Here is a 20,221-nt window from a genome sequence, read left to right as displayed (position 1 = left end):
GCGGACGTGACGTCCTGTGTCCAGGGCGGGAGCATGCGTTTCGGGGTGACCGCGGGCGACGGCACCCCGCTGACCGGTCGTGTCGTCGTGACCGACGCCGTCACGGAGCGTCCGATGGCCCGCGCGGTGGTGCGCGGGACCGAGTGGACCCTCGACATCCCCCGGCACTGGCCCAGTTCGCTGTACGTGGCCCGCTTCCACGACGACCGCCCCGAGGCGCCGGAGCCCGAGCGGGACGCCGAACACGAGGTGTGGTTCGTCGTCCGCGCGGCGCGGCCCGCGGCCACCTCGTCGGTGCTCGTCTCCATCCCCTTCGCCACCTGGCGCGCCTACCACCGCGCGGGGCAGCCGGGCCGCAGCCTCTACTACGCCGAGGAGCCGGGCCGCGCCGCACGGGTGTCCTTCACCGATCCGGGGGGAGGTCCGCCGCCCGAGCGCTGGGAGGAACCGCTGCTGCGCTGGCTCCCCGGGGCGGGATACCCGGTCGAGTTCTGCTCGGGCCTCGATCTGGACGACGGCGGCGAACTCCTGTCCTCCTACCGGCTGCTGGTGGTCAACGGGCACGACGAGTACTGGTCGGCCGGGATGCGCGACAGCGTCGAGACCTTCGCCCGCAAGGGCGGCAACCTGGCCTTCTTCGCCGGCAATACGGCCTGGTGGCAGATGCGCCTGGAGGACGGGGGCCGCACGATGGTCTGCCACCGCGACGCCGCGGCCGACCCCGTCGGCGCCGTGGATCCGCGCCGCACCACCGTCGAGTGGTCCAGCTCGCCCGTCGACCGCCCCGAGAACTCCATGACCGGCGTCAGCTTCCGCAACGGCGCCGGTTCCTGGGGCGAGGGCATGGGCCTCATAGGCCGCGAGTCCTACACGGTGCGGTTCGCCGGTCACTGGGTCTTCGAAGGGACCGGGCTCCGCGACGGGGACACCTTCGCCCGGGGCGCCCTCGGGTACGAGACGGACGCCGCCGAACTCGACTGGTCGGCCGGTGTGCCCCGCGCCACGGGCCGCGACGGCACCCCGCGCTCCTTCGCCGTCCTCGCCACCGCCGACCTGCGTCACTGGCGTACGTACGGGCAGGGCGGCTGGGCCACCATGGGGGTCTTCCGGCTGGGCGCCGGCACGGTCTTCAACGCGGCCACCATCAACTGGGGGCGTGCGCTGGCCGATCCGGTCGTGGACCGGATCACCCGCAACGTGCTGGACCGGCTCGGCGGCAGGGCTCCGCGGCCCTCCTGGCACACCGTCGGGCAGGCGCCCCGGCTGCGGGCGCTCGCCGCCTGCGAGGGGCTGCTCTTCGCCGTGGCCGAGGACGGCAGGACCCTGCTCCACCGTGAGCCGTCCGACCAGAACCTGCCGTGGTCCGTCTGCCCTGCCGCTCCGGGGCCCGCGCCCGAGATCCGGTGCCTGGCCGCCCCGCGTGAGGCGTGCCACCCGACGCCGCTCGCCCTGCTGGCCGTCGGCGCCGACGACCGGCTGTTCGTACGCGCCCCGGTGTCCGGGCCGGCCCCCTGGACCCCGGCGGGGAGGGTCCCGGCCGGCACGACGGCCCTGGCGATGTGCGACAACACGCTGTTCGCGGTGACCTCGCACGACGACACCCTGCACCACCGTCCGGTGCTCCGCCCCGACGCGCGGTGGACGGCGCTGGGCCCCGCGGGCAAGGCGTCCTCGCTGACCGTGCTCAACGCACGCCTGTACGCCGCCGGTCCCGACGGGCTGCTCACCCGCCCGCCGGTCACCACCGACGCCCTCTTCACGCCGGCCGGTCCCTTCCCCTCCGCCAGGGCTCTCGCCTCGTACGCGGGGCGGCTGCTGGCGGCGACGCACGACGATCTCCTCGTCAGCCATCCGCCGGAGTCCGCGCCGGTGGTGTGAAAACGGGTGCGCGGGTTCCCCGGCCCCGGGGGCCCGGCTCCGTAGGGTCGGGGCATGGTCGCAAAGGAGCCGCACGTCCGCCGTACGTCGCTCGCCGGCGCCTTCGCCCCGCAACTGGCCTGGGACACACCGCGGCACGCCCGCAAGCGGGGCTTCGTCGTGGTCGGTGCCACGCGACAGGGGCAGCCCCTGCTGCACACGGGGCCGGAACACCTGCGCCGCCGGCTGCGTCTGCTGAACGTCGTGGTGTCGCTCTCCTTCACGGCGGGAGGCGCCCTCTTCATGGCCGGTGCGCTGCTCTCGCAGACGCACGCGCTCGCGCCCCTGACGTGCGGCGTGATCTACCTGCTCGGCGGCGTCGTGTTCGTGGCGGGAGGCTGGGCCTCGTTCCTGCAAGCCGTGAACGCCCGTGATCTCACCGGCGCATCCGCGCCGGGCGAAGCCGCCGTCCGTGCCTGGCGCTGGTGGTCCTACGATCCGCTCTCCATCGGGTGGCTGGCGACCTTCGCGCTGCTGGCCGGGACCGTGGTGTTCGGCGTCGGCCTGGCGGACGCCTTTCTGCGGCACCTGTCGTCGGCGCGGGCCGACCGGCTCGTCTGGGCGCCGGACGCGATCGGATGCACGCTCTTCCTGATCTCGGGGCACCTCTCACTGATCGAGGTCTGCCGGGGCAGGGCCCGCCTGCTGCCGCACGATCTGGGGTGGTGGATCGTCGTGGTCAACCAGACGGGCTCGGTGCTGTTCGCGGTGTCCGCCGCAGGCGCCTACGTCTGCCACGCGACGGACCGGGCGATCGACGCGGGGGTCGCCAACTGGGCGAGCGCGGTGGGCTCCGCCTGCTTCTGCGCCGCCGGGATCGCCCAGGCGTTCGAGCGCCCCGCGGCCCCGGTCAGGAACGGGCGCCGGACTCGCTGATGTCCCGGTAGAGGTGGTCCATGAGTTCGCCGACCTCGCGCAGTTCCGCGCCGGGGTTCTCGGTGTCCCGCACCGCACCGCGCAGCCAGTCGGCGGTCGCCAGGGCGAGTGCGGTGGCGTCGTCCTCGCGCCCGTCGCTGAGCAGGCCCTCGATCGCGGAGCCCAGTCCGGCCAGCGTCGCGTCCGTGGTGGCCGGCGTCAGGTGCTCGCGCAGGCCCTCCGGGTAGGGGGTCTGCGCCCTGGCCCGGCGTACCGCGTCAAGGACGGCGGGGTCGTCGCTGTACCGGTCCAGGTTGCCCATGAGTACGTAGATCCGCGCCATGTGCCGGGGCAGACCGGGATGGCGGTCGAGCCAGACCATCAGCTCTTTCTGGCCGCCCAGGTGATCGATGAGAGGGGTCAGCCTCTCCACGGTTTTGTTGGGCAGGTCCCAGCGGTGCGGCAGCAACTCGGCGACTTCGTCGGCGAGTCGTGCCTCTTCGTCCGGTGTGAGGGTGCCGGAGAGGAATCCGCCCACCAGTGGCATGTCCACTCCGAATCTGTCCGGCTCCTTCACAGATGTGCGGGAGGAGCCGTGTCGTCGGCGCAACAGTTCACCGGCACTCTTGAGGAGCGGCTTGTCGTGCACGGAACCTCCTGGTGGACGCCTTGGGGGGGGCGCTGCGGCAGTGGTGCGCCCCACTCTGCCGTCCACGTGTTGTCCTCGCGCGCCCGGTGGCCCGAATGAGTGCGATCTTCGGAGTCGGTATCGGGGCCGACCGGCGTTACCGCGGAAAGGGCTCCGACAAAGGAAGCCCGGCCGGGGTTTCAGCAGCTCAGACAGTCAAAAACTCAGTAAATCCGATGACCGGGAAATTGGGACTCCCCAATTGGCACATCGTGGGCTTAACTTAGGAGGCATGACCTCCCCCCGCTCCACCTACGGCGGCGGATACTACGCCGCGCCGTCGTTCCCCGATACTCCGATCTACGACTCTCTGGTCGCGGAGCGGGGCACCCCTCAGATCGCACCGATCCGAGTGCCTGCCGCGTACGACACCGGCAACAGCTACCTGCCGGCGCTTCCCGCGGCTCTCCCGGCGCTGCCCGCGGCGCCGTCCCAGCCCCAGCAGTCGTACGGCTACCCCCAGCCGGCGGCCCAGCAGGGCTACACCCCGATGCAGCCCGCGCAGCTTCAGCACGCGCCGGCGCCCTACATTCCGCAGCAGCCCGCCGGCGGCCGCGGGATGTACCAGGCGCCCCCGCCGCAGCAGCAGCGTCCGGCCCCGAACACGGGCTACGAGTCGATGCGCCCGGCGGCGCCGCGGCCCGCCCCCGCGCAGTCGCCGTACGAGGACCCGTACGGCCGCCCCTACCAGGGCGGCCGGGGCTACTAGGGCCTTTCCGTCCGGATCAGGCCGGGCTCGGGGACCCCTGCCGGAGGGGCGTTCGCACCGCCCCGTGCTGAGCACCGTCCGCGTCCACCCGGTCGAAGCGCCGGCCGGGTACGCGTACGGTGAGGCCGTCGTCGAGCCATGGGGACTCGACGGGGGCCGCCGCGGGATGCTGGTCGACGCCGGGGTCACGGTCGTCACGCACCGCGCGCCCCCGCCCCGTTGTCCGCCCGCCGGCCCCCTCGGCGCGCGGCCGTCCCGCCGCCGCACGGCGAACCGCTCCGCGCGCCCGGCCGATTACGTTCACGGAGCCGGGAACCCACGGCGGCCGGCGGCGCGTTGGTCGGAGTGGGGCCACGGGCCTCGCGCGGCCCGGCGTGTGGGCCGCACCGTATGGGGCAGGGCCGATACGGACGGAAGGGGGTGCGGGACCGTGCGAGCGATGACCGGTGTCTGGCGTTGGCGGCACAATCCGCTGCGCCGAGCCACGGACCGGTCCGAGGCGTGGCTGGCGCTGACGGCGTTTCTCCTGCTGGTGGTGGCGGCGCCGGCGCTCGGCTGGCTCTGCGGCGCGCGGACCGACGGCGCGCTCCAGGCGTCGGTGCGCGCCCAGCGGGCGGAGCGTCATCTCACCACCGCTGTCGTGGTGCGCCGGGTGGCCGCCTCCCGTCTCGGCGCCGACCCCGAGATATCCAGCGGCCGCGTCGCACAGACCGCCGTGGTCGCCGAGTGGCACGCACCGGACGGGACCACGCGCAGCACCGTGGTCTCGACCGCCTCGCGCAACGCGAAGCCGGGGGCGAAGGTCCGCGTCTGGACCGACCGCAAGGGCGGCCCCGCGCTGCGGCCGATGGACGCGCCGACGGCGCACACCCATGCCGTGCTGGCCGGTTTCGGCGCCGCGATGCTGGCCGCCCTGCTGATCGAGTGCGGCCGGCGACTGATCGTCCGGCACATGACCCGGCGGCGTCACGCGGAGCTCGACCGGGCCTGGGCAGCGGTCGGCCCCGACTGGGGAAGGACGGGCGCCGGGAGCTGAGGGCCCTCCCCCAATCCCTGGCGGGCGGGTGCCGGGACCTGCGGATCGGGTCAACTCCCGCCCGCCGCGCGCGCTACGGTGGACCGGCCCGCCCGTCGCTCTCCGGCTGGCGGACCCCGGCTGGTCGCTGCCGCGAGGCCGGTGACACGGGCAACACACACGCACGAGGCGGGGGCACGACAGCGCCATGGCACAGGGCACGGTCCAGGTGACGCACACCGGCACATCGCGGTGGCGGCGCCGCACGGGCGAATACGGCTCCCTCACGGCTGCGCTGGAAGCGGCGGCGGACGGTGATGTGCTCACCGTCGCCCCCGGCACGTACCGGGAGAATCTGGTCATCGCCCGCGCCGTGACGCTGCGCGGTCCCGAGGGCTCCGTCGGTTCGGTGCGCATCGCCCCCGTCGACGGGGTGCCGCTGACGCTGCGCGCCTCCGCCGTCGTCCAGGACCTCCATGTGGAGGGACAGGACTCCGCGGCCCCCGCCCTGCTGATCGAGGAGGGCGCCCCGGAGATAGCGGACGTGCGGATCGTGACCCGCTCGGCCGCCGGTATCGAGGTGCGGGGTGCCGCCCGGCCCTCCGTTCGCCGCTGCACGGTCGACAATCCGGCGGGCGTCGGCATCGCCGTACTCGACGGCGCCGGCGGGGTGTTCGAGGAGTGCGAGATCGTCTCGGCCGGTCAGTCCGGGTTCGCCGTGCGCGACGGCGGGCGCCCCCGGCTGGAGCGCTGCCGGGTCCACCACGCCTCGGGCGCGGGTCTGTCCGTCACCGGCGAGGGCAGCGCCCTGGAGGCCGTGGGCTGCGAGATGTACGAGATCAAGGGCAGCGGAATACAGGTGACCGCCCGCGGCTCCGCCCATCTCACCGACTGCACGGTGCACCGCACATCGGCGGACGGAGTCACGCTGGACACCGACGCGGTGCTCACGCTGGCCGACTGCGATATCCACGACATCCCGGAGAACGCGGTGGACCTGCGTTCGCGGGCGGTGCTCACGCTGACCCGCTCGACGGTGCGCCGCTTCGGCCGCAACGGGCTCTCCGTCTGGGACCCCGGCACCCGGGTCGACGCCAACCAGTGCGAGATCCACGACAGTACGGGCGACTACCCGGCGGTCTGGGTCAGCGACGGGGCGACGGTGATACTGGACTCCTGCCGCGTCCACGATGTGCCGGACGCCCTGTTCGTCCTCGACCGGGGTTCGCGCGCCGATGTCGTGGACAGCGATCTCTCCCAGGTCCGCAACACGGCGGTGTCGGTCAGCGACGGGGCGACCGCGCAGCTCGACGACTGCCGCATCCGGGAGGCGTCGACCGGCGCCTGGTTCCGGGACCACGGGAGCGGCGGCACGCTCAACAACTGCACCATCGACGCGGCGCAGACCGGCGTGATCGTCACCAAGGGCGCCGATCCGGTGATCGAACGCTGCACCGTGACCTCGCCCGCGGAGGCCGGCTTCTATGTCTCGGCCGAGGGCCGGGGCACGTTCAACGGCTGCCGGGTCACGGGCAGCGAAGGGTACGGCTTCCATGTGATGGAGGGCTGCCGGACGACGCTGACCCGGTGCCGCACCGAGCGCTGCGCCCGCGGCGGCTACGAGTTCCCCGAGAACACGGGGCAGGGGGGCGGTCCGGCCGTGGAGGACTGCACCAGCGACGAGAGCGGTCTGCGGACCGCCACTCCCCCGCCGGCCACCGTCCTGACGGCGACGCAGTCGACCCCGGGGCTGCTCGGATCGGTCCCCGCGCCGCGCCCCGTGGAACCGCCCGCGGTGGCGGCGCCGGCCGAGCCCTCGCGCACCTCCGGGGAGGTCCTGGGTGAGCTGGACGCGCTGGTCGGGCTCGACAGCGTCAAGCGCGAGGTGCGGGCCCTCACCGACATGATCGAGGTGGGGCGCAGGCGCCGGGAGGCGGGTCTGAAGGCGGCGTCGGTCCGCCGCCATCTCGTCTTCACCGGCTCCCCCGGTACCGGCAAGACCACGGTGGCCCGGCTGTACGGCGAGATCCTGGCCTCGCTCGGGGTGCTGGAGCGGGGACACCTGGTCGAGGTGTCCCGGGTCGACCTGGTCGGTGAGCACATCGGTTCCACCGCCATCCGCACCCAGGAGGCGTTCGACCGGGCGCGCGGCGGGGTGCTGTTCGTCGACGAGGCGTACGCGCTGTCCCCCGAGGACTCCGGCCGGGACTTCGGCCGGGAGGCCATCGACACGCTGGTGAAGCTGATGGAGGACCACCGGGAGGCGGTGGTCGTCATCGTCGCCGGGTACACCCACGAGATGGAGCGGTTCCTCACCGTCAACCCCGGGGTGGCGTCCCGCTTCTCGCGGACCATCACCTTCAGCGACTACGACCCCGCCGAGCTGCTGCGGATCGTCGAGCAGCAGACCCGGGAGCAGGAGTACAGCCTGGCGTCCGGGACCGGTGAGGCGCTGCTGAAGTACTTCTCCGAGCTGCCGAAGGGCCCGGCCTTCGGCAACGGGCGCACCGCTCGCCAGACCTTCGAGTCGATGGTCGAGCGGCACGCCGGCCGGGTCGCCCAGCTCGCCGATCCGAGCACGGACGATCTCACTCTGCTGTATCCGGAGGACCTCCCGGAGCTGCCCTGACGTCCTCGCGCGGCTGGTCCGCCTGGTGGGGCAGGACGGGGCCGAGCCGTTCCAGGAGCGCGGCGCGTTCCTCGGCGAAGACGGGGTCGGCCTGGTAGTCGCCGTGGCCGAGCACCGGCTCGGGCAGCGGGTGCTCGGGGGTCCGCCCGTAGACCAGCGGGTCCTTGAGCGGGCCGCGGTCCACCTCGGGGCCGGACTCCCGGCCGAGCCTGATCTCGCCGCCGATGGGGTCGGTGGCCCGCCACAGATTGCGCCAGCAGTGCACCGAGCGGTGCAGCCCGTGGAGCTGTCCGGGCCCGAAGTAGGCGGGGAACCATCGCGCGTAGAGGCGCTCGATCGGTGACCCGTAGGTGAGCAGGGCGACTTGGGCGCGGGTCCTGGCGGGGAGCTGCCAGACCGCCGACGCGGCGAGGACGCTGCCCTGGGAGTGGCCGGAGATGACGAGGCGGCCGCGGGTGCGGGCGGTCCAGCCGGACATGCGGGACGCCAGGTCGGGCACGGCGCGCTCCGCGTAGCAGGGCGGGGCGAAGGGGTGGGCGGCGCGCGGCCAGAAGGTGCCGACGTCCCAGAGGATGCCGATCGTGCGCCGGGCGGAGGCGTCGCGGTAGGCGCGCCGGCCGCAGGCGACGAAGACGAGGAAGCCGAAGCCCACGAGCCAGGAGCCGGTGGACTGGGCCGCCTCGGCCACCGATTCCACGAACGGGCCGTTGCCGTCCAGGGCGAGCCCCGGTACCTCCCCGGTGGCCCAGGCCCCGGCCACGGCCCCCGCGCCCAGCAGCAGGGTGGCGCCGGAGACCAGGCCCACCATGCCGGGCGCCGAGTCGGTGAGCGCGGCCGTGGCCCGGATGCGCGCGATCCGCCCGGTCCGTGAGGGATCGGGGCGTGTCTCGCCGTACTCCTCGTCGATCACCGGTCCCAGCCGGCGGGCGGCAAGCCAGGTCCGTACGCCGAGCACGAGGGCCGGCACCAGGAGCAGTACGAGGAGGACGGGGATGACGGAGGCCTGCCAGCTGAGCAGGACCGGTGGGCCCTCTATGAGGGCGCCGCGCCCCATGCCGGGGCTGCCGGGTCCGTCGAGCCAGTCGGCGACGCGCTGGGCGACTCCCCCGGTCATCACACCGCCGAGCGCGCACGCGAGCATCGCGACGGCGGGTCCGCCGAGGCCGCGCATCACGGTGCGGGGCTCGGGGCAGCGCCGGTACAGGTCGAGGGAGACCACGGCGAGCAGGACGACCAGTACGCCCTGGGCGAGAGTGACCGCGGGGAACGTGAAGTCGCCGGGGAGCGTGCCCGATGAGGTCCAGCCGGGGCGCGACCAGGCGGCGTGCACGGCGGCGAGCACGAGGAGCGCGAGGGCGGTGCCGGGGAGGCAGGTGATGACGGCCCGGTCGAGCCGGTTGTCGAGGCGCCGTTCGCTGCGGCCCCTGCGGCAGATCACCCAGAGCACGACGATCGCGCCGAGGACGAGCGCCGCCTCGATCAGCCGTCCGAACACGGCGGGTACGGGTCCGGTGACCGCGCGGTCGTGACGGGCGGCGGCGCCGGTGACGGAGGCGGTGACGGTCAGGAAGCCGGCGGCGGTGTGGGCGGCGCGCAGCCGGGCGACGAGCCTGCGGCCGTACCAGAATCCCGGCCGCCCCAGTGCGGGGCGCATGGGCTCCGGGGCGGGAGTCCCATCGTCGTCGGGGTCGGGCTCGGTCAGCGGCCGCTGGGACTCGTAGGCGCTCCAGGTCCGGTTGGACAGGAACCAGAGCAGCCCGACCAGTGCGGTGGGCACCAGCGCGGCCAGGGCGAGGCGGCGGCCGGGCTGGGACCACCAGCCGCCCTGCGCCGCGGAGAGGAAGCCCAGCCAGGACCGCCGACCGGAGCAGTCGGGGACGCCCGCGCACTGCCAGGCGGTGAGGTCGAGGGCGACTTCGCAGGCGGCGGCGGTCAGCAGCACGGTGAGGCTGAGCGCGATGAGCCGCACGAGGACCCCGTACAGCCGGATCGCGCGGGGGCGGCGCCGGGCGGTGGGGCGCATCCAGTGGGCGAGGTTGACCACCATGAACGGCAGGAGCAGCAGCCACAGCGCGCGGGAGCCGTTGCCCGAGGTGAGGTTGGACCAGCAGTAGGCCTCCGCGATGGGCTCCTCGCGGTACCGCTCGGGGTGCTGTTCGGCGTCGACGTCGGCGGAGCGCCGGTAGATGGCCGCGGTGGTGTCCCCGGTGACGCGGACCGTGCGCGGCTCGACGAGCATTTCCTGGGGGGTGGTGCCGCCCACGCCGTGTACCAGTAATTCGAGTGCGGGCCCGGGGGCGTGTGGGGGCTGGGTGGGAGGTGGCACGGCGACTCGCTCTCGCAGGGGGAAAGGCGGCTGATGCCCGGTCACCGCGCTCGCGGCGGGCCCGGGTGGCCGCGTCCTTCCTACCGAATCTCCCCCGTGCGCCGCCATGCGACACCGCGTGGCAGGATGACACCGTCGATACGGACTCCTGTACGGCCAGAGGGAAGGGCAAGGCCCGGCGTTGAGCGAGAATCAGAATCTGCTCGCGGAGCAGCGGCGTGCGCTGATCCTGGACGAGGTGCGCCGGCGGGGCGGGGTGCGGGTCAATGAGCTCACCCGGCGGCTGAACGTCTCCGACATGACCGTGCGCCGGGATCTGGACGCGCTGGCCCGGCAGGGTGTGATCGAGAAGGTGCACGGCGGTGCCGTCCCGGTCGTCGAGGCGAGCACGCACGAGCCCGGTTTCGAGGCGAAGTCGACGCTGGAGCTGACCGCCAAGGAGGACATCGCCCGCGCGGCGGCCGCGATGGCCGTGCCCGGGAGTGCGATCGCCCTGTCCGGCGGCACCACGACGTACGCGCTGGCGCAGCATCTGCTGGACGTGCCGGAGCTGACCGTGGTGACGAATTCGGTGCGGGTCGCCGATGTGTTCCACGCGGCGCAGCGGCCGGGCGGCCCGGGGGGCCGGCCGGGGGCGGCGACGGTCGTGCTCACGGGCGGGGTGCGTACGCCGTCCGATTCGCTGGTCGGCCCGGTCGCGGACCGGGCGATCGCCTCGCTCCACTTCGATGTGCTCTTCCTCGGCGTCCACGGGATCTCGGTGGAGGCGGGACTGTCCACGCCGAATCTCGCGGAGGCGGAGACGAACCGCCGGTTCGTGCAGTCGGCGCGGCGGGTGGTGGTGGTCGCCGACCACACGAAGTGGGGGACGGTGGGGCTCAGCTCGTTCGCCTCGCTGGACGAGGTGAGCACGCTGGTGACGGACGCGGGCCTGTCCGCGGGCGCCCGTGAGGAGATCGAGGAGCATCTGCCCGGTCTGCTGGTCGCGGGCCGGGGCGGGAGCGAAGAGCCCGCCGAAGGCTGAGGACGCGGGATTCCGCTCCGCTCGCGACGGACCTGTCACGGCCTAGGATCGTGGTGTGGCCGTCTTCCGGATCGAGCGTTTCTCCCCGTTGCCCGCAGCCGAGTCCTGGCGCCGGGTGACGGACTGGGAGAGGCATGCCGCGCTGGTGCCGCTGACGTCGATCACGGTGCCGACGGGGCTGCCGAACCGGGTCGGGACGGTGTTCGTGGCGCGTACCGGAGTGGGGCCGCTGGCGTTCGACGATCCGATGGAAGTGGTCCGCTGGTCGCCGCCGGCCGGGGGCCGGGCGGGCATGTGCCGGCTGGAGAAGCGTGGCCGGGTGGTGCTGGGCCGGGCGTCGATCGACGTGTATCCGAACCGGGCCGGCTCCCATGTGGTGTGGGTGGAGGAGATGAGCGTGCGGCTGCTGCCGCGCTGGGCCGACCCGGTGATCGCCGGTGCGGGCCGCCGGGTCTTCGGCCGGGTGCTCGACTCCGTACTGGACCAGCCGTCCGGGCGGTACGGCTGAGGGTGCGCGGCCGCCCCGGCAACGGCCCGGGGCCGGCACATGTCCGGTACGGGTACGGACATCTGACGGGTTGCCAGCTATGGTGTGCGCGTTGCCGTCGGCCGTTCGGGAGGTGCGATCCATGGCACATCGTCTTCGCTCCGAGAGCCTCGGTTTCGCCCGGGTCGCTCCGGTGCGGCTCGTCTTCACCGCCGAGGTGTCCGCTCCCCCTGATGTGGTGTACCGGGCGCTCGCCGACGATGTCGAGGGCTGGCCGGCCTGGTTCACCGCCGTGACGGCCGCCGTGCCCGTGGAGGCGGGGGCAGGACGCGAGGTACGGCTGCGGGGCGGGATCACGTTCCGCGAGACGGTCATCGCGACGGAGCCCGGCGAGCGGTACGCGTACCGGGTGGACACCACCAACGCCCCCGGGTTGAAGGCGCTGGTGGAGGAGTGGCGGCTGNCCCCCGCCGGTACCGGCACCCAGGTGCGGTGGACGTTCGCCGCCGACGGCTCGCCGCTGTTCCGGTTCGTCCTGCGGCGGGCCCGCCGCGCGGTGGGCCGCTCGTTCCGGGACGCGGTGCGCGACCTCGACCGGCGGCTGGCGGCGGCGCCCGCCTGACCGCCGGGGTTCAGGCCTCCGGCCAGCTTCCGGTGATCAGGAAGTCGTCGATGGTCCGGGTGTAGGGGGCGATGTCCAGGCCCTGCGCGGCCAGCCAGGAGTCGGAGTAGTACTTGTCGAGGTAGCGGTCGCCGGGGTCGCAGAACAGTGTGACCACGCTGCCTCCCTCGCCCCGGGCGACCATCTCGGCGACCAGTTTGAACGCGCTCCACAGCCCGGTGCCGGTGGAGCCGCCCGCCTTGCGCCCGATGGCCCGCTCCAGTGCGCGCACGGCCGCGACGCTCGCCGCGTCCGGGACCTTCATCATCCGGTCGATGGCGCCGGGAACGAAGCTCGGTTCCATGCGCGGCCGGCCGATGCCCTCGATGCGTGAGCCGCAGTCGCTGGTGGCGAGCGGGTCGTGGTGGGTCCAGCCGTCGAAGAAGCAGGAGTTCTCCGGGTCGGGCACACAGATCCTGGTGTCGTGCTGCATGTAGTGCACGTAGCGGGCGATGGTCGCCGATGTGCCGCCGGTGCCGGCGGTGGCCACGATCCAGGTGGGCTCCGGGTACCGTTCGAGCCTCAGCTGCTGGTAGATCGACTCCGCGATGTTGTTGTTGCCCCGCCAGTCGGTGGCCCGCTCGGCGTAGGTGAACTGGTCCATGTAGTGGCCGCCGCTCTGCGCGGCGAGTCGTGCGGACTCCTCGTAGATCAGGCGCGAGTCGTCGACGAAGTGGCAGCGCCCGCCGTGGAATTCGATGAGCCGGCACTTCTCCGGGCTGGTGGTCCGGGGCATCACGGCGATGAACGGCACCCCGATCAGTTTGGCGAAGTACGCCTCCGAGACGGCGGTGGAACCGCTCGATGCCTCGATGACCGGTTTGCCCGGCCGGATCCAGCCGTTGCAGAGCCCGTAGAGGAACAGCGAACGCGCCAGCCGGTGTTTGAGGCTGCCCGTGGGGTGGGTGGACTCGTCCTTGAGATAGAGGTCGATACCCCAGGTCTCGGGCAGCGGGAAACGCAGCAGATGGGTGTCGGCGGAGCGGTTGGCGTCGGCCTGGACCTTGCGGACGGCCTCCTTGAGCCAGGCGCGGTAGGCCGGGTCGGATCGGTCGATGTCGACGGTTGCCACGGCGTCGCCGCCGTGCCCGTGCTCGCTGGTGTCCATCTGCGCGCCTCTCCTCGTGCGACCCGGTCTGGGCGGGGCCCACGATATGCCCCCCACCTGCGCAAACGTTGACTTTGATGGTCCATAGGGCTGCCTTGGTGTCACGGGCGGGCGCAGGTGGTGCCACGCGGCGCGAATACGCCGTTTATCCACGGTCCCGCTCTGGTGCACCGGGGCCGAGATGGGCACACTTCGTCTCAGAGGCATGTTGAAGGGGGCGAAGGGGCCATGTCCGAAACGGAGTTCAGTGCCACGGGTGTACGTATCGACCGTTGGGCGCGCTCGGTCACCAGGGCCGGGCAGGTGACCGTCAAGGACGGCCGGGTGGCCCTTCTGACGAGCTACGGGCGGGAAATCGACAGTGCGCCGGTGGGGACGGTGAGCGCGGGCAGACCGTGGTTCGCGGGTGCGGACGCGACGGTGGCGCGGGTCAACGGGACGCGGTACCGGCTGACGATGCGGCGGCCCGACGGCAAACCCGGTGACGAGCCGCCCGCACACCGGTTCCTGGAAGCGTTGTACAGCGCGGGGGGCCGGCGGGGCTGACGGAGCGGGGACGGGGCGGAGCGGGGCGGGGCGGGGCGGGGCTGCGGGGAAATCGCGAGTTGCGGACCGGTATGCGCTGAGCGACATTGGAGTCACGTCACTCATGGTGTACCGGCGGTGACACTGTGATCCAGGCCGCCGGGCCCGGACTCAGCAGCGAGCCATGTGCTGGATCCGTTCCTTCGTCTTCTTCCGGACCTATTTCGGGGAGTCGCAGCCGTGATCAGCGAGCCAAGCAGGCACTGCACGGTGGAGCTCCAAGCCCTGCCGTCGCGGATCGGTCAGGTCCGCAGAATCATCTCGGCGCAGCTGCGCTACTGGCATCTCGATTCTCTCATCGACCAGACAGCGCTGGGTGTCACCGAACTCCTGACCAACGTCCACCGGCATGCGCAGCCGGACAAATCATGCACCGTCGAGATCGAGTTGCTGCTCGAACGGCTGACGGTGTCCGTCCATGACCACGACCCACGGATGCCCACCGTGCGCGAGGCCGACGACTCCAGTACGTCGGGGCGCGGACTCGCACTGATCGCCGCGGTCAGCGAGAGCTGGGGCGTCCGCCCCAGGGGCGGGGCGGGGAAGGCCGTCTGGTTCACGCTTCCCACGCCGTCCCGGCTCACCCAGCCGTCACATGTGCTGTACGGGGCGACGACCGACGGGCCGTTCGACCTGAGCGGCCTCACGATGCCGGACGGGGCACCACCCTCGACGGCACGGTCGGCCGTGATGGGCTGATACGACAGGAGCGGGGCGCCCCCACGAGGGTGCCCCGCTCCTGTCCGTCACGCCGTCCGGTCACCCGGCGCCGCCCACGCGGGGGCCGAACTGCTCGTCGAGCACGGACAGCCGCCGCCAGTACTCGTCCTCGTCGATCTCCCCGGCGGCGAAGCGCCGCCCGAGCACGGCGATCGGCGAGTGTCCGGCCGGCCCTTCCGGCACGGCCCGCGTCTGCCAGTGGCCGCGCCGGCCGCGCGGCAGTGTGCGGCGCAGGACCGTGACGACGGTGAGGACGACGGCCGCCCAGACGAGCGGGACGAATAGGATCCAGGGCCCGGGTCCGCCGTCGAAAGCCAGGGTGTTCATCTCGGTCAGCTCCTCGGTTCGCTCTCATATCTCTTCCGTCGCTCTCCAGCCTGTCGCGGCAGGGGCCGCGCGTCGTCGTACACCGGGCGGCGGTGCGCGTACCGCGCCGGGAGTACCGCCGCGGCCCCGCTCCAAGCGTTGTACCTACTAGTATGTACACTCCTTTTATGGGCACTCAGGACCGTCTGATCGAAGCCACTCGGGAGCTCCTGTGGGAGCGCGGTTACGTGGGGACGAGCCCCAAGGCCATCCAGCAGCACGCGGGCGCGGGCCAGGGCAGCATGTACCACCACTTCACCGGCAAGCCGGACCTGGCACTCGCCGCCATCGGCCGCACGGCCGAGGAGATGCGGGAGGCGGCGGCCCGGGTGCTCGACGCGCCCGGTTCGGCGTACGAACGGATCTCGGCCTATCTGCTGCGCGAGCGCGATGTCCTGCGCGGCTGCCCGGTGGGGCGGCTGACGATGGATCCGGAGGTGATCGCGAGCGACGAGCTGCGGGCTCCGGTGGACGAGACGATCGCCTGGCTGCGCGAACGGCTCGCCGCGATCGTCCGCGAGGGCCTGGACCGGGGCGAGTTCACCCCCGGCCTCAGGCCCGACGACCTCGCGGCGACGATCGTCGCGACGGTCCAGGGCGGCTATGTGCTGGCCCGTGCCTCGGGCTCGGCGGACGCCTTCGACGCGGGCGTCCGCGGCCTGCTCGCCCTCCTGGGACCGCCCATCGAACCCGTCCTGCACTTCTGAGGAGCCACCGATGCACGCGATGCAGTACGAGATCACCCTGCCCGCCGATTACGACATGGGCGTCATCCGGCACCGGGTGGCGACCAGGGGCCACCTCCTGGACGACTTCCCCGGGCTCGGCCTCAAGGCGTATCTGATGCGGGAGCGGGGCGAGGACTCGCCGGTCAACCAGTACGCCCCGTTCTATCTGTGGTCCCGGCCCGAGGGCATGAACGCCTTCCTCTGGGGACCCGGTTTCCAGGGCGTCGTCCAGGACTTCGGGCGCCCGGAGGTACAGCACTGGACGGGCCTGTCGTACGAGGAGGGCCCGGCCCCGGACGCACTCCCCCGCGCGGCCACCCGACACCGCTCCCCCATGCCGCCCTCGGAGTCCCCGGCGGACGCGGTCGAAGCCGCCCTGGCGGAGAGCCGGCGGCTCGCGAAGGCTACCGGCGCGGTCGCCACGGCCCTGGCCGCCGACCCCCGCCACTGGGAACTCCTCCACTTCACGCTCTGGGACCACCCCGCGCCCGACGCACCCGGCGACCGCTACCAGGTGCTGCACATCAGCCGGCCGGAAGCGGACCGGCTCGGAACGGGACGTCAGTGGTAGGTCTCAGGCCAGCGCGCCCAGCGGGTCGTCCAGGACCGGCTGCCACGCCAGCTCCGCCGCCCCGACCAGGCTGTTGTGGTCGAGGGTGCAGGGCAGGATCGGCACGCTCCCGCTGCGCCCCCACAGACTGCGGTCGGCCACCACGGCCCGCAGCCGCTCCGGGTCGGCGTCGAGCAGCGCGCGGTGCAGCCCGCCGAGGATGATCCGGTCCGGGTTGAGGATGTTGACGAGACCGGCAAGTCCCAGGCCGAGCCGGTCGATCAGTTCCTCGGCGGCGTTGCGCACCGCGGGGTCCTCGTACTCGTTGCGCAGCAGGTCGCCGGACTGCTTGAGGAGGGACTCCTCGGGGCCGGGGGTGCGCCCGGCCGCGGTGAGGAAGGCGAGCGGGTCGGTCTCGACGTCCAGGCAGCCGCGGCCACCGCAGTGACAGGGGCGGCCCTCGGCATTGACCGTGAGGTGGCCGACCTCCAGAGCGAGGCCCGAACTCCCGGTGTGGAGGCGGCCGTCCAGGACGAGCGCGCCGCCGACACCGCGGTGGCCGGTGGCGACACACAGCAGGTGCTGGGCCTCGCGCCCGGCTCCGTGGCGGTGTTCGGCGAGTGCGGCGAGGTTGACGTCGTTTCCGGTGAACGCCGGTCCCTCGATGCCCGCTTCACGGACGCATGTGGCGAAGATCTCGCTGACCGGGGCGCCGGCGGGCCAGGCGATGTGGAGCGGGTTGAGGGCGTTGCCCTCCGGTTCGGCGACGGCGGACGGCACCGCGAGTCCGGCCCCCACGCACCGCAGTCCGCTGTCCCGCAGCAGCCGCGCGCAGTCGTCCACGACCTCACCGATGACCTGGGCGGGGTCGGCGGTGATGGTGACGCTGCCGGGCGCGGTCGCGACGAGTCGGCCGCCGAGCCCGACGAGCGCGGCTCGGAAGCCGTCCGCGTGCACCTGGGCGGCGACGGCCACCGGCCCGGACTCCCGTACCGCCAGCCGGTGCGAGGGCCGGCCCTGGGAGCCCGCCGCCGAACCGGGGCTCGAATCGACCCGGATGAGGCCGAGTGCCTCCAGCTCCGCGGCGACCGCGCCCGCCGTGGCCCGGGTGACCCCCAGCTCGGAGGTGAGGACGGCGCGCGTGGGCGCGCGTCCGGTATGGACCAGTTCCAGGGCGGGCCCGAGCGCGCTGCGGCCCCTCTCCAACTTCGTCCGGGTGGTGGTCACCTTGCCGTTCATGGGGGCGAGTCTCCCATGATCCCGGGGTGGTTCCGACGCCGTGGTGGCCGACTTGCCCCGGGTGCGACGCCACGCCGCGCGGGGCGGCCGCATGGTTCGGGCCGGGCGGGACACCTGTCTTGCGCCGGCTGTCGGCGGGCCCCTATGCTGAGTTTGTGCCGCAACTAAACAAACTGCGGACGGCACTACCGGGGGGACCGGGCGGCAACACCGCTCCACTCCCGCCGGCCCGTCTCCGTACCGCGCTGACCGTGTTCTTCGCCCTCGACGGTTTCCTCTTCGCCGGCTGGGTGGTCCGCATCCCGGCCATCAAGCACCAGACCGGCGCTTCGGCCTCCACCCTCGGCCTCGCGCTCCTCGGCGTATCCGCAGGTGCGGTGATCACCATGATGCTCACCGGCCGGCTCTGCCGCCGGTACGGCAGCCATGCGGTGACCGTGGTCTGCGGTGTCCTGCTGTCCTTCAGCATCGCGCTGCCCGCCCAGACGCACTCCGCCCTCTCCCTCGGTCTGGTGCTGCTGGTCTTCGGTGCCGCGTACGGCGGCATGAACGTGGCGATGAACAGCGCGGCGGTGGACCTGGTCGCCGCCCTGCGCCGCCCCGTGATGCCCGGCTTCCACGCCGCGTTCAGCCTCGGCGGGATGATCGGCGCGGGGCTCGGCGGGCTCGTCGCGGGCGGCCTCTCGCCCGCCCTGCACCTCTTCTTCCTGACCGGAATCGGACTGGTCGTCACCGCGCTGGCGGGCCCGGTCCTGCTGCGACACCCCTCGCACAGCGCCGATCCGGCACCGGCCGGCGCCGGGAAGCCCGCCGAGCGCCTGACCGGGCGGGCCCGCAAGGTGGTGCTCCTGTTCGGCGTGATCGCGCTCTGCACCGCGTACGGCGAAGGCGCCCTGGCCGACTGGGGCGCGCTCCACCTGGAGCAGGACCTGCACGCCCGCCCCGGGGTGGCCGCCGCCGGCTACTCGCTGTTCGCGCTCGCCATGACGGCGGGCAGGCTCAGCGGCACCACCCTCCTCGAACGGCTCGGCCAGACCCGCACGCTGGTGGCGGGCGGCGTCACCGCGGGCGCCGGCATGCTCCTGGGCTCGCTCGCCCCGACCGCCTGGCTCGCGCTCCTCGGCTTCGCCGTCACCGGTCTCGGCCTCGCCAACATCTTCCCGGTGGCGGTCGGCAGGGCGGGCGAGCTGGCCGGCCCCAGCGGGGTCGCCGCCGCCTCGACGCTCGGCTACGGCGGCATGCTGCTCGGGCCGCCCGCGATCGGTTTCCTGGCCGACTGGTTCTCCCTGCCGGTGGCCCTGACCACGGTGGCCGTGCTGGCCGGTGCGGCGGCGGCCCTGGGTTACGGCGCCCGCAAGGCGGCGCACACCTGATCGAATGAGTAGCGGTACTCAGGCAGGCGCGGCTCCCCCGACGCACGATGGAGGCACAGTCGTCCACGGGGAGCACGCAATGAACAGGCCCACCATGAACCACCGCCGCCTCAGCACGCTCGCACGGCTCACCTTCAAGAACGCCGCCTCACTCGTCTACCTGGGCGTGGTCGCCGCGACGGCGGTGTTCGTCCTGGTGGACACCTTGTTCGTGGCCCACGAGGACGCCTCGTTCGCGGGCATCTGGCTGTTCCTCCTGGCGGCACCGACCATATTCGTCTTCCTCCTCGGCGGCTCGATGGCGGGGGCGGAGTCGTTCGGGCCCGCCTGGTTCATGTATCTGGCACTGGTGGTGTCCGTGCTGGTGCAGTCGCTCGCGGTGGGCTGGTTCGCGCGGCTCGTCCGCGGCGGCTCCGGCCGGAGCCGTACGGTCCACGCCCAGGGCGCCTGATCTGCTGGCACAATCCCGTGCCATGAAAATCACCGAGCACATCGAGGCCCTGGCCACCGAGGGCCGCCTGCTCGCGGACGCGGCCGAGGAAGCGGGTACGGAGGCGCCGGTGCCGACCTGTCCGGGCTGGCAGGTGCGCGATCTGCTCAGGCACACCGCGATGGTCCACGCCTGGGCCGCCGCCTTCGTCGCGCAGGGGCACACCTCGTACGTTCCCGACGCCGGGGAACCGGAGCTGGACGGAACGGAGTTGCTGGACCGCTTCCGCGACGGCCACCGGTTCCTCGTGGACACGTTGGCCGACGCGCCGCGGGACCTGGAGTGCTGGACGTTCCTCTCCGCCCCGTCCCCGCTCGCCTTCTGGGCCCGCCGCCAGGCGCACGAGACGACGATCCACCGGGTGGACGCCGAGTCCGCGCGCGGCGGCCCGCTCTCCCCCATCGCCCCCGCCCACGCGCTGGACGGCATCGACGAACTGCTGCTGGGCATGCACGCCCGCCCGAAGAGCAGGGTGCGCACCGAGACACCGCGCACCCTGCGGATCCGGGCGACGGACACGGACACCGTGTGGACGGTACGTCTCTCCCCCGGGCCGCCCTCGGCGGAGCGCGAGGAAGGGCCGGCCCCCTCGACGCCCGCGGACTGCGAGCTGAGCGCCCCGGCCGGGACGCTCTACCCGGCGCTCTGGAACCGGCTGCCGCTCACCCGGCTCACCGTCACGGGTGACGGTGAGCCGGCGCGGATCTGGCGCGACAACTCCTCGATCACCTGGTCCTGACGGCTGACGCCG

General features: G+C 73.1%; 20 protein-coding genes and 1 pseudogene. 15 read left to right on the top strand and 6 right to left on the bottom strand.

Going from position 1 to position 20,221, the window contains the following annotated elements; genetic code table 11:
- The first annotated feature begins 33 nt into the window (after positions 1 to 33).
- The gene (locus B082_RS0106110; protein WP_026249480.1) at positions 34 to 1,878 is read left to right on the top strand and encodes a N,N-dimethylformamidase beta subunit family domain-containing protein; all 1,845 of its coding nucleotides are present in this window, start codon (positions 34 to 36) and stop codon (positions 1,876 to 1,878) included.
- Positions 1,879 to 1,932: 54 nt separating this feature from the next.
- Positions 1,933 to 2,793, top strand: coding sequence for a hypothetical protein (locus B082_RS35705; RefSeq protein WP_018550922.1), 861 nt, complete (start codon positions 1,933 to 1,935; stop codon positions 2,791 to 2,793).
- Here the strand turns inward: B082_RS35705 and B082_RS0106100 are convergent.
- Positions 2,768 to 3,421 carry a hypothetical protein gene (locus B082_RS0106100; RefSeq protein WP_026249479.1) on the bottom strand — a complete coding sequence of 218 codons (654 nt, stop codon included), beginning with the start codon at positions 3,419 to 3,421 and terminating at the stop codon, positions 2,768 to 2,770. The two genes, B082_RS35705 and B082_RS0106100, sit on opposite strands and share 26 nt — an antisense overlap.
- Positions 3,422 to 3,692: 271 nt before the next feature.
- On the opposite strand from B082_RS0106100, the gene B082_RS0106095 reads away from it, so the two are divergent.
- A complete protein-coding gene (locus B082_RS0106095) occupies positions 3,693 to 4,169 on the top strand; it encodes a DUF6643 family protein (RefSeq protein WP_018550920.1) in 477 nt (158 codons plus the stop codon).
- Positions 4,170 to 4,185: 16 nt separating this feature from the next.
- On the opposite strand, the gene B082_RS0106090 is transcribed toward B082_RS0106095, so the two are convergent.
- Positions 4,186 to 4,371 (bottom strand): hypothetical protein, encoded by a 186-nt coding sequence (locus B082_RS0106090; protein WP_018550919.1) that lies wholly within the window; start codon positions 4,369 to 4,371, stop codon positions 4,186 to 4,188.
- Between the two features lie 237 nt (positions 4,372 to 4,608).
- On the opposite strand from B082_RS0106090, the gene B082_RS0106085 reads away from it, so the two are divergent.
- Together B082_RS0106085 and B082_RS0106080 are read left to right on the top strand one after the other, a co-directional pair.
- Complete coding sequence (locus B082_RS0106085) at positions 4,609 to 5,205, top strand: hypothetical protein (protein ID WP_018550918.1); 597 nt, start codon at positions 4,609 to 4,611, stop codon at positions 5,203 to 5,205.
- A 187-nt stretch (positions 5,206 to 5,392) separates the two neighbouring features.
- Positions 5,393 to 7,813, top strand: a complete 2,421-nt coding sequence (locus B082_RS0106080; protein WP_018550917.1) for a right-handed parallel beta-helix repeat-containing protein — start codon at positions 5,393 to 5,395, stop codon at positions 7,811 to 7,813.
- Here B082_RS0106080 and B082_RS35700 read toward each other — a convergent pair.
- Positions 7,786 to 10,052, bottom strand: a pseudogene (locus B082_RS35700) (hypothetical protein); the annotation flags it as partial. The gene B082_RS0106080 and the pseudogene B082_RS35700 overlap by 28 nt on opposite strands.
- A 268-nt stretch (positions 10,053 to 10,320) precedes the next feature.
- Here B082_RS35700 and B082_RS0106070 point away from each other — a divergent pair.
- The 3 genes from B082_RS0106070 (at position 10,321) to B082_RS0106060 (ending at position 12,272) form a co-directional block, all read left to right on the top strand.
- Positions 10,321 to 11,163, top strand: a complete 843-nt coding sequence (locus tag B082_RS0106070; RefSeq protein WP_018550916.1) for a DeoR/GlpR family DNA-binding transcription regulator — start codon at positions 10,321 to 10,323, stop codon at positions 11,161 to 11,163.
- Positions 11,164 to 11,218: 55 nt separating this feature from the next.
- The gene (locus tag B082_RS0106065; protein WP_018550915.1) at positions 11,219 to 11,671 is read left to right on the top strand and encodes a hypothetical protein; all 453 of its coding nucleotides are present in this window, start codon (positions 11,219 to 11,221) and stop codon (positions 11,669 to 11,671) included.
- A gap of 121 nt (positions 11,672 to 11,792) precedes the next feature.
- On the top strand, positions 11,793 to 12,272 hold the full coding sequence (locus B082_RS0106060) for an SRPBCC family protein (protein ID WP_018550914.1): 480 nt from the start codon (positions 11,793 to 11,795) through the stop codon (positions 12,270 to 12,272).
- A gap of 10 nt (positions 12,273 to 12,282) precedes the next feature.
- Here B082_RS0106060 and B082_RS0106055 read toward each other — a convergent pair whose 3' ends face one another.
- Positions 12,283 to 13,419 (bottom strand): PLP-dependent cysteine synthase family protein, encoded by a 1,137-nt coding sequence (locus B082_RS0106055; RefSeq protein ID WP_018550913.1) that lies wholly within the window; start codon positions 13,417 to 13,419, stop codon positions 12,283 to 12,285.
- A 228-nt stretch (positions 13,420 to 13,647) separates the two neighbouring features.
- On the opposite strand from B082_RS0106055, the gene B082_RS0106050 reads away from it, so the two are divergent.
- Both B082_RS0106050 and B082_RS0106045 read left to right on the top strand, forming a co-directional pair.
- On the top strand, positions 13,648 to 13,965 hold the full coding sequence (locus B082_RS0106050; protein ID WP_018550912.1) for a hypothetical protein: 318 nt from the start codon (positions 13,648 to 13,650) through the stop codon (positions 13,963 to 13,965).
- Positions 13,966 to 14,184: 219 nt separating this feature from the next.
- Positions 14,185 to 14,703 carry an ATP-binding protein gene (locus B082_RS0106045; protein ID WP_199783763.1) on the top strand — a complete coding sequence of 173 codons (519 nt, stop codon included), beginning with the start codon at positions 14,185 to 14,187 and terminating at the stop codon, positions 14,701 to 14,703.
- A 60-nt stretch (positions 14,704 to 14,763) separates the two neighbouring features.
- On the opposite strand, the gene B082_RS0106040 is transcribed toward B082_RS0106045, so the two are convergent.
- A complete protein-coding gene (locus tag B082_RS0106040) occupies positions 14,764 to 15,051 on the bottom strand; it encodes an SHOCT domain-containing protein (protein ID WP_018550910.1) in 288 nt (95 codons plus the stop codon).
- 167 nt (positions 15,052 to 15,218) lie between these two features.
- Between B082_RS0106040 and B082_RS0106035 the strand changes: the two genes are divergently transcribed.
- Positions 15,219 to 15,797, top strand: a complete 579-nt coding sequence (locus B082_RS0106035) for a TetR/AcrR family transcriptional regulator (RefSeq protein WP_018550909.1) — start codon at positions 15,219 to 15,221, stop codon at positions 15,795 to 15,797.
- 10 nt (positions 15,798 to 15,807) lie between these two features.
- Positions 15,808 to 16,389, top strand: a complete 582-nt coding sequence (locus B082_RS0106030; RefSeq protein ID WP_018550908.1) for a DUF4865 family protein — start codon at positions 15,808 to 15,810, stop codon at positions 16,387 to 16,389.
- Between the two features lie 3 nt (positions 16,390 to 16,392).
- Here the strand turns inward: B082_RS0106030 and B082_RS0106025 are convergent, their stop codons facing one another.
- Positions 16,393 to 17,607, bottom strand: a complete 1,215-nt coding sequence (locus B082_RS0106025; protein WP_018550907.1) for an ROK family protein — start codon at positions 17,605 to 17,607, stop codon at positions 16,393 to 16,395.
- 155 nt (positions 17,608 to 17,762) lie between these two features.
- On the opposite strand from B082_RS0106025, the gene B082_RS0106020 reads away from it, so the two are divergent.
- The 3 genes from B082_RS0106020 (at position 17,763) to B082_RS0106010 (ending at position 20,209) form a co-directional block, all read left to right on the top strand.
- Positions 17,763 to 18,980 carry an MFS transporter gene (locus tag B082_RS0106020; RefSeq protein WP_234018119.1) on the top strand — a complete coding sequence of 406 codons (1,218 nt, stop codon included), beginning with the start codon at positions 17,763 to 17,765 and terminating at the stop codon, positions 18,978 to 18,980.
- A gap of 79 nt (positions 18,981 to 19,059) precedes the next feature.
- Entirely contained in the window at positions 19,060 to 19,431 is a 372-nt protein-coding gene (locus B082_RS0106015; protein WP_026249478.1) for an SCO4225 family membrane protein, read from the top strand.
- Between the two features lie 22 nt (positions 19,432 to 19,453).
- The gene (locus B082_RS0106010) at positions 19,454 to 20,209 is read left to right on the top strand and encodes a maleylpyruvate isomerase family mycothiol-dependent enzyme (protein WP_018550904.1); all 756 of its coding nucleotides are present in this window, start codon (positions 19,454 to 19,456) and stop codon (positions 20,207 to 20,209) included.
- Positions 20,210 to 20,221 lie beyond the last annotated feature (12 nt).

Source organism: Streptomyces sp. ATexAB-D23 (genome assembly GCF_000373645.1).
Taxonomy (GTDB): domain Bacteria; phylum Actinomycetota; class Actinomycetes; order Streptomycetales; family Streptomycetaceae; genus Streptomyces; species Streptomyces castrisilvae.
Note: the sequence above shows the minus strand (reverse complement) of the source record. Positions and strands in the feature narration are given on the sequence as shown.

What these genes read in the sequence shown, in the direction of transcription:
- B082_RS0106110 (WP_026249480.1), top strand. Translation starts at nt 34, where the DNA reads ATGCGTTTCGGGGTGACCGCGGGCGACGGCACCCCGCTGACCGGTCGT.
- B082_RS35705 (WP_018550922.1), top strand. Translation starts at nt 1,933, where the DNA reads ATGGTCGCAAAGGAGCCGCACGTCCGCCGTACGTCGCTCGCCGGCGCC.
- B082_RS0106095 (WP_018550920.1), top strand. Translation starts at nt 3,693, where the DNA reads ATGACCTCCCCCCGCTCCACCTACGGCGGCGGATACTACGCCGCGCCG.
- B082_RS0106085 (WP_018550918.1), top strand. Translation starts at nt 4,609, where the DNA reads ATGACCGGTGTCTGGCGTTGGCGGCACAATCCGCTGCGCCGAGCCACG.
- B082_RS0106080 (WP_018550917.1), top strand. Translation starts at nt 5,393, where the DNA reads ATGGCACAGGGCACGGTCCAGGTGACGCACACCGGCACATCGCGGTGG.
- B082_RS0106055 (WP_018550913.1), bottom strand. Translation starts at nt 13,419, where the DNA reads ATGGACACCAGCGAGCACGGGCACGGCGGCGACGCCGTGGCAACCGTC.
- B082_RS0106050 (WP_018550912.1), top strand. Translation starts at nt 13,648, where the DNA reads ATGTCCGAAACGGAGTTCAGTGCCACGGGTGTACGTATCGACCGTTGG.
- B082_RS0106040 (WP_018550910.1), bottom strand. Translation starts at nt 15,051, where the DNA reads ATGAACACCCTGGCTTTCGACGGCGGACCCGGGCCCTGGATCCTATTC.
- B082_RS0106035 (WP_018550909.1), top strand. Translation starts at nt 15,219, where the DNA reads ATGGGCACTCAGGACCGTCTGATCGAAGCCACTCGGGAGCTCCTGTGG.
- B082_RS0106030 (WP_018550908.1), top strand. Translation starts at nt 15,808, where the DNA reads ATGCACGCGATGCAGTACGAGATCACCCTGCCCGCCGATTACGACATG.
- B082_RS0106025 (WP_018550907.1), bottom strand. Translation starts at nt 17,607, where the DNA reads ATGAACGGCAAGGTGACCACCACCCGGACGAAGTTGGAGAGGGGCCGC.
- B082_RS0106015 (WP_026249478.1), top strand. Translation starts at nt 19,060, where the DNA reads ATGAACAGGCCCACCATGAACCACCGCCGCCTCAGCACGCTCGCACGG.
- B082_RS0106010 (WP_018550904.1), top strand. Translation starts at nt 19,454, where the DNA reads ATGAAAATCACCGAGCACATCGAGGCCCTGGCCACCGAGGGCCGCCTG.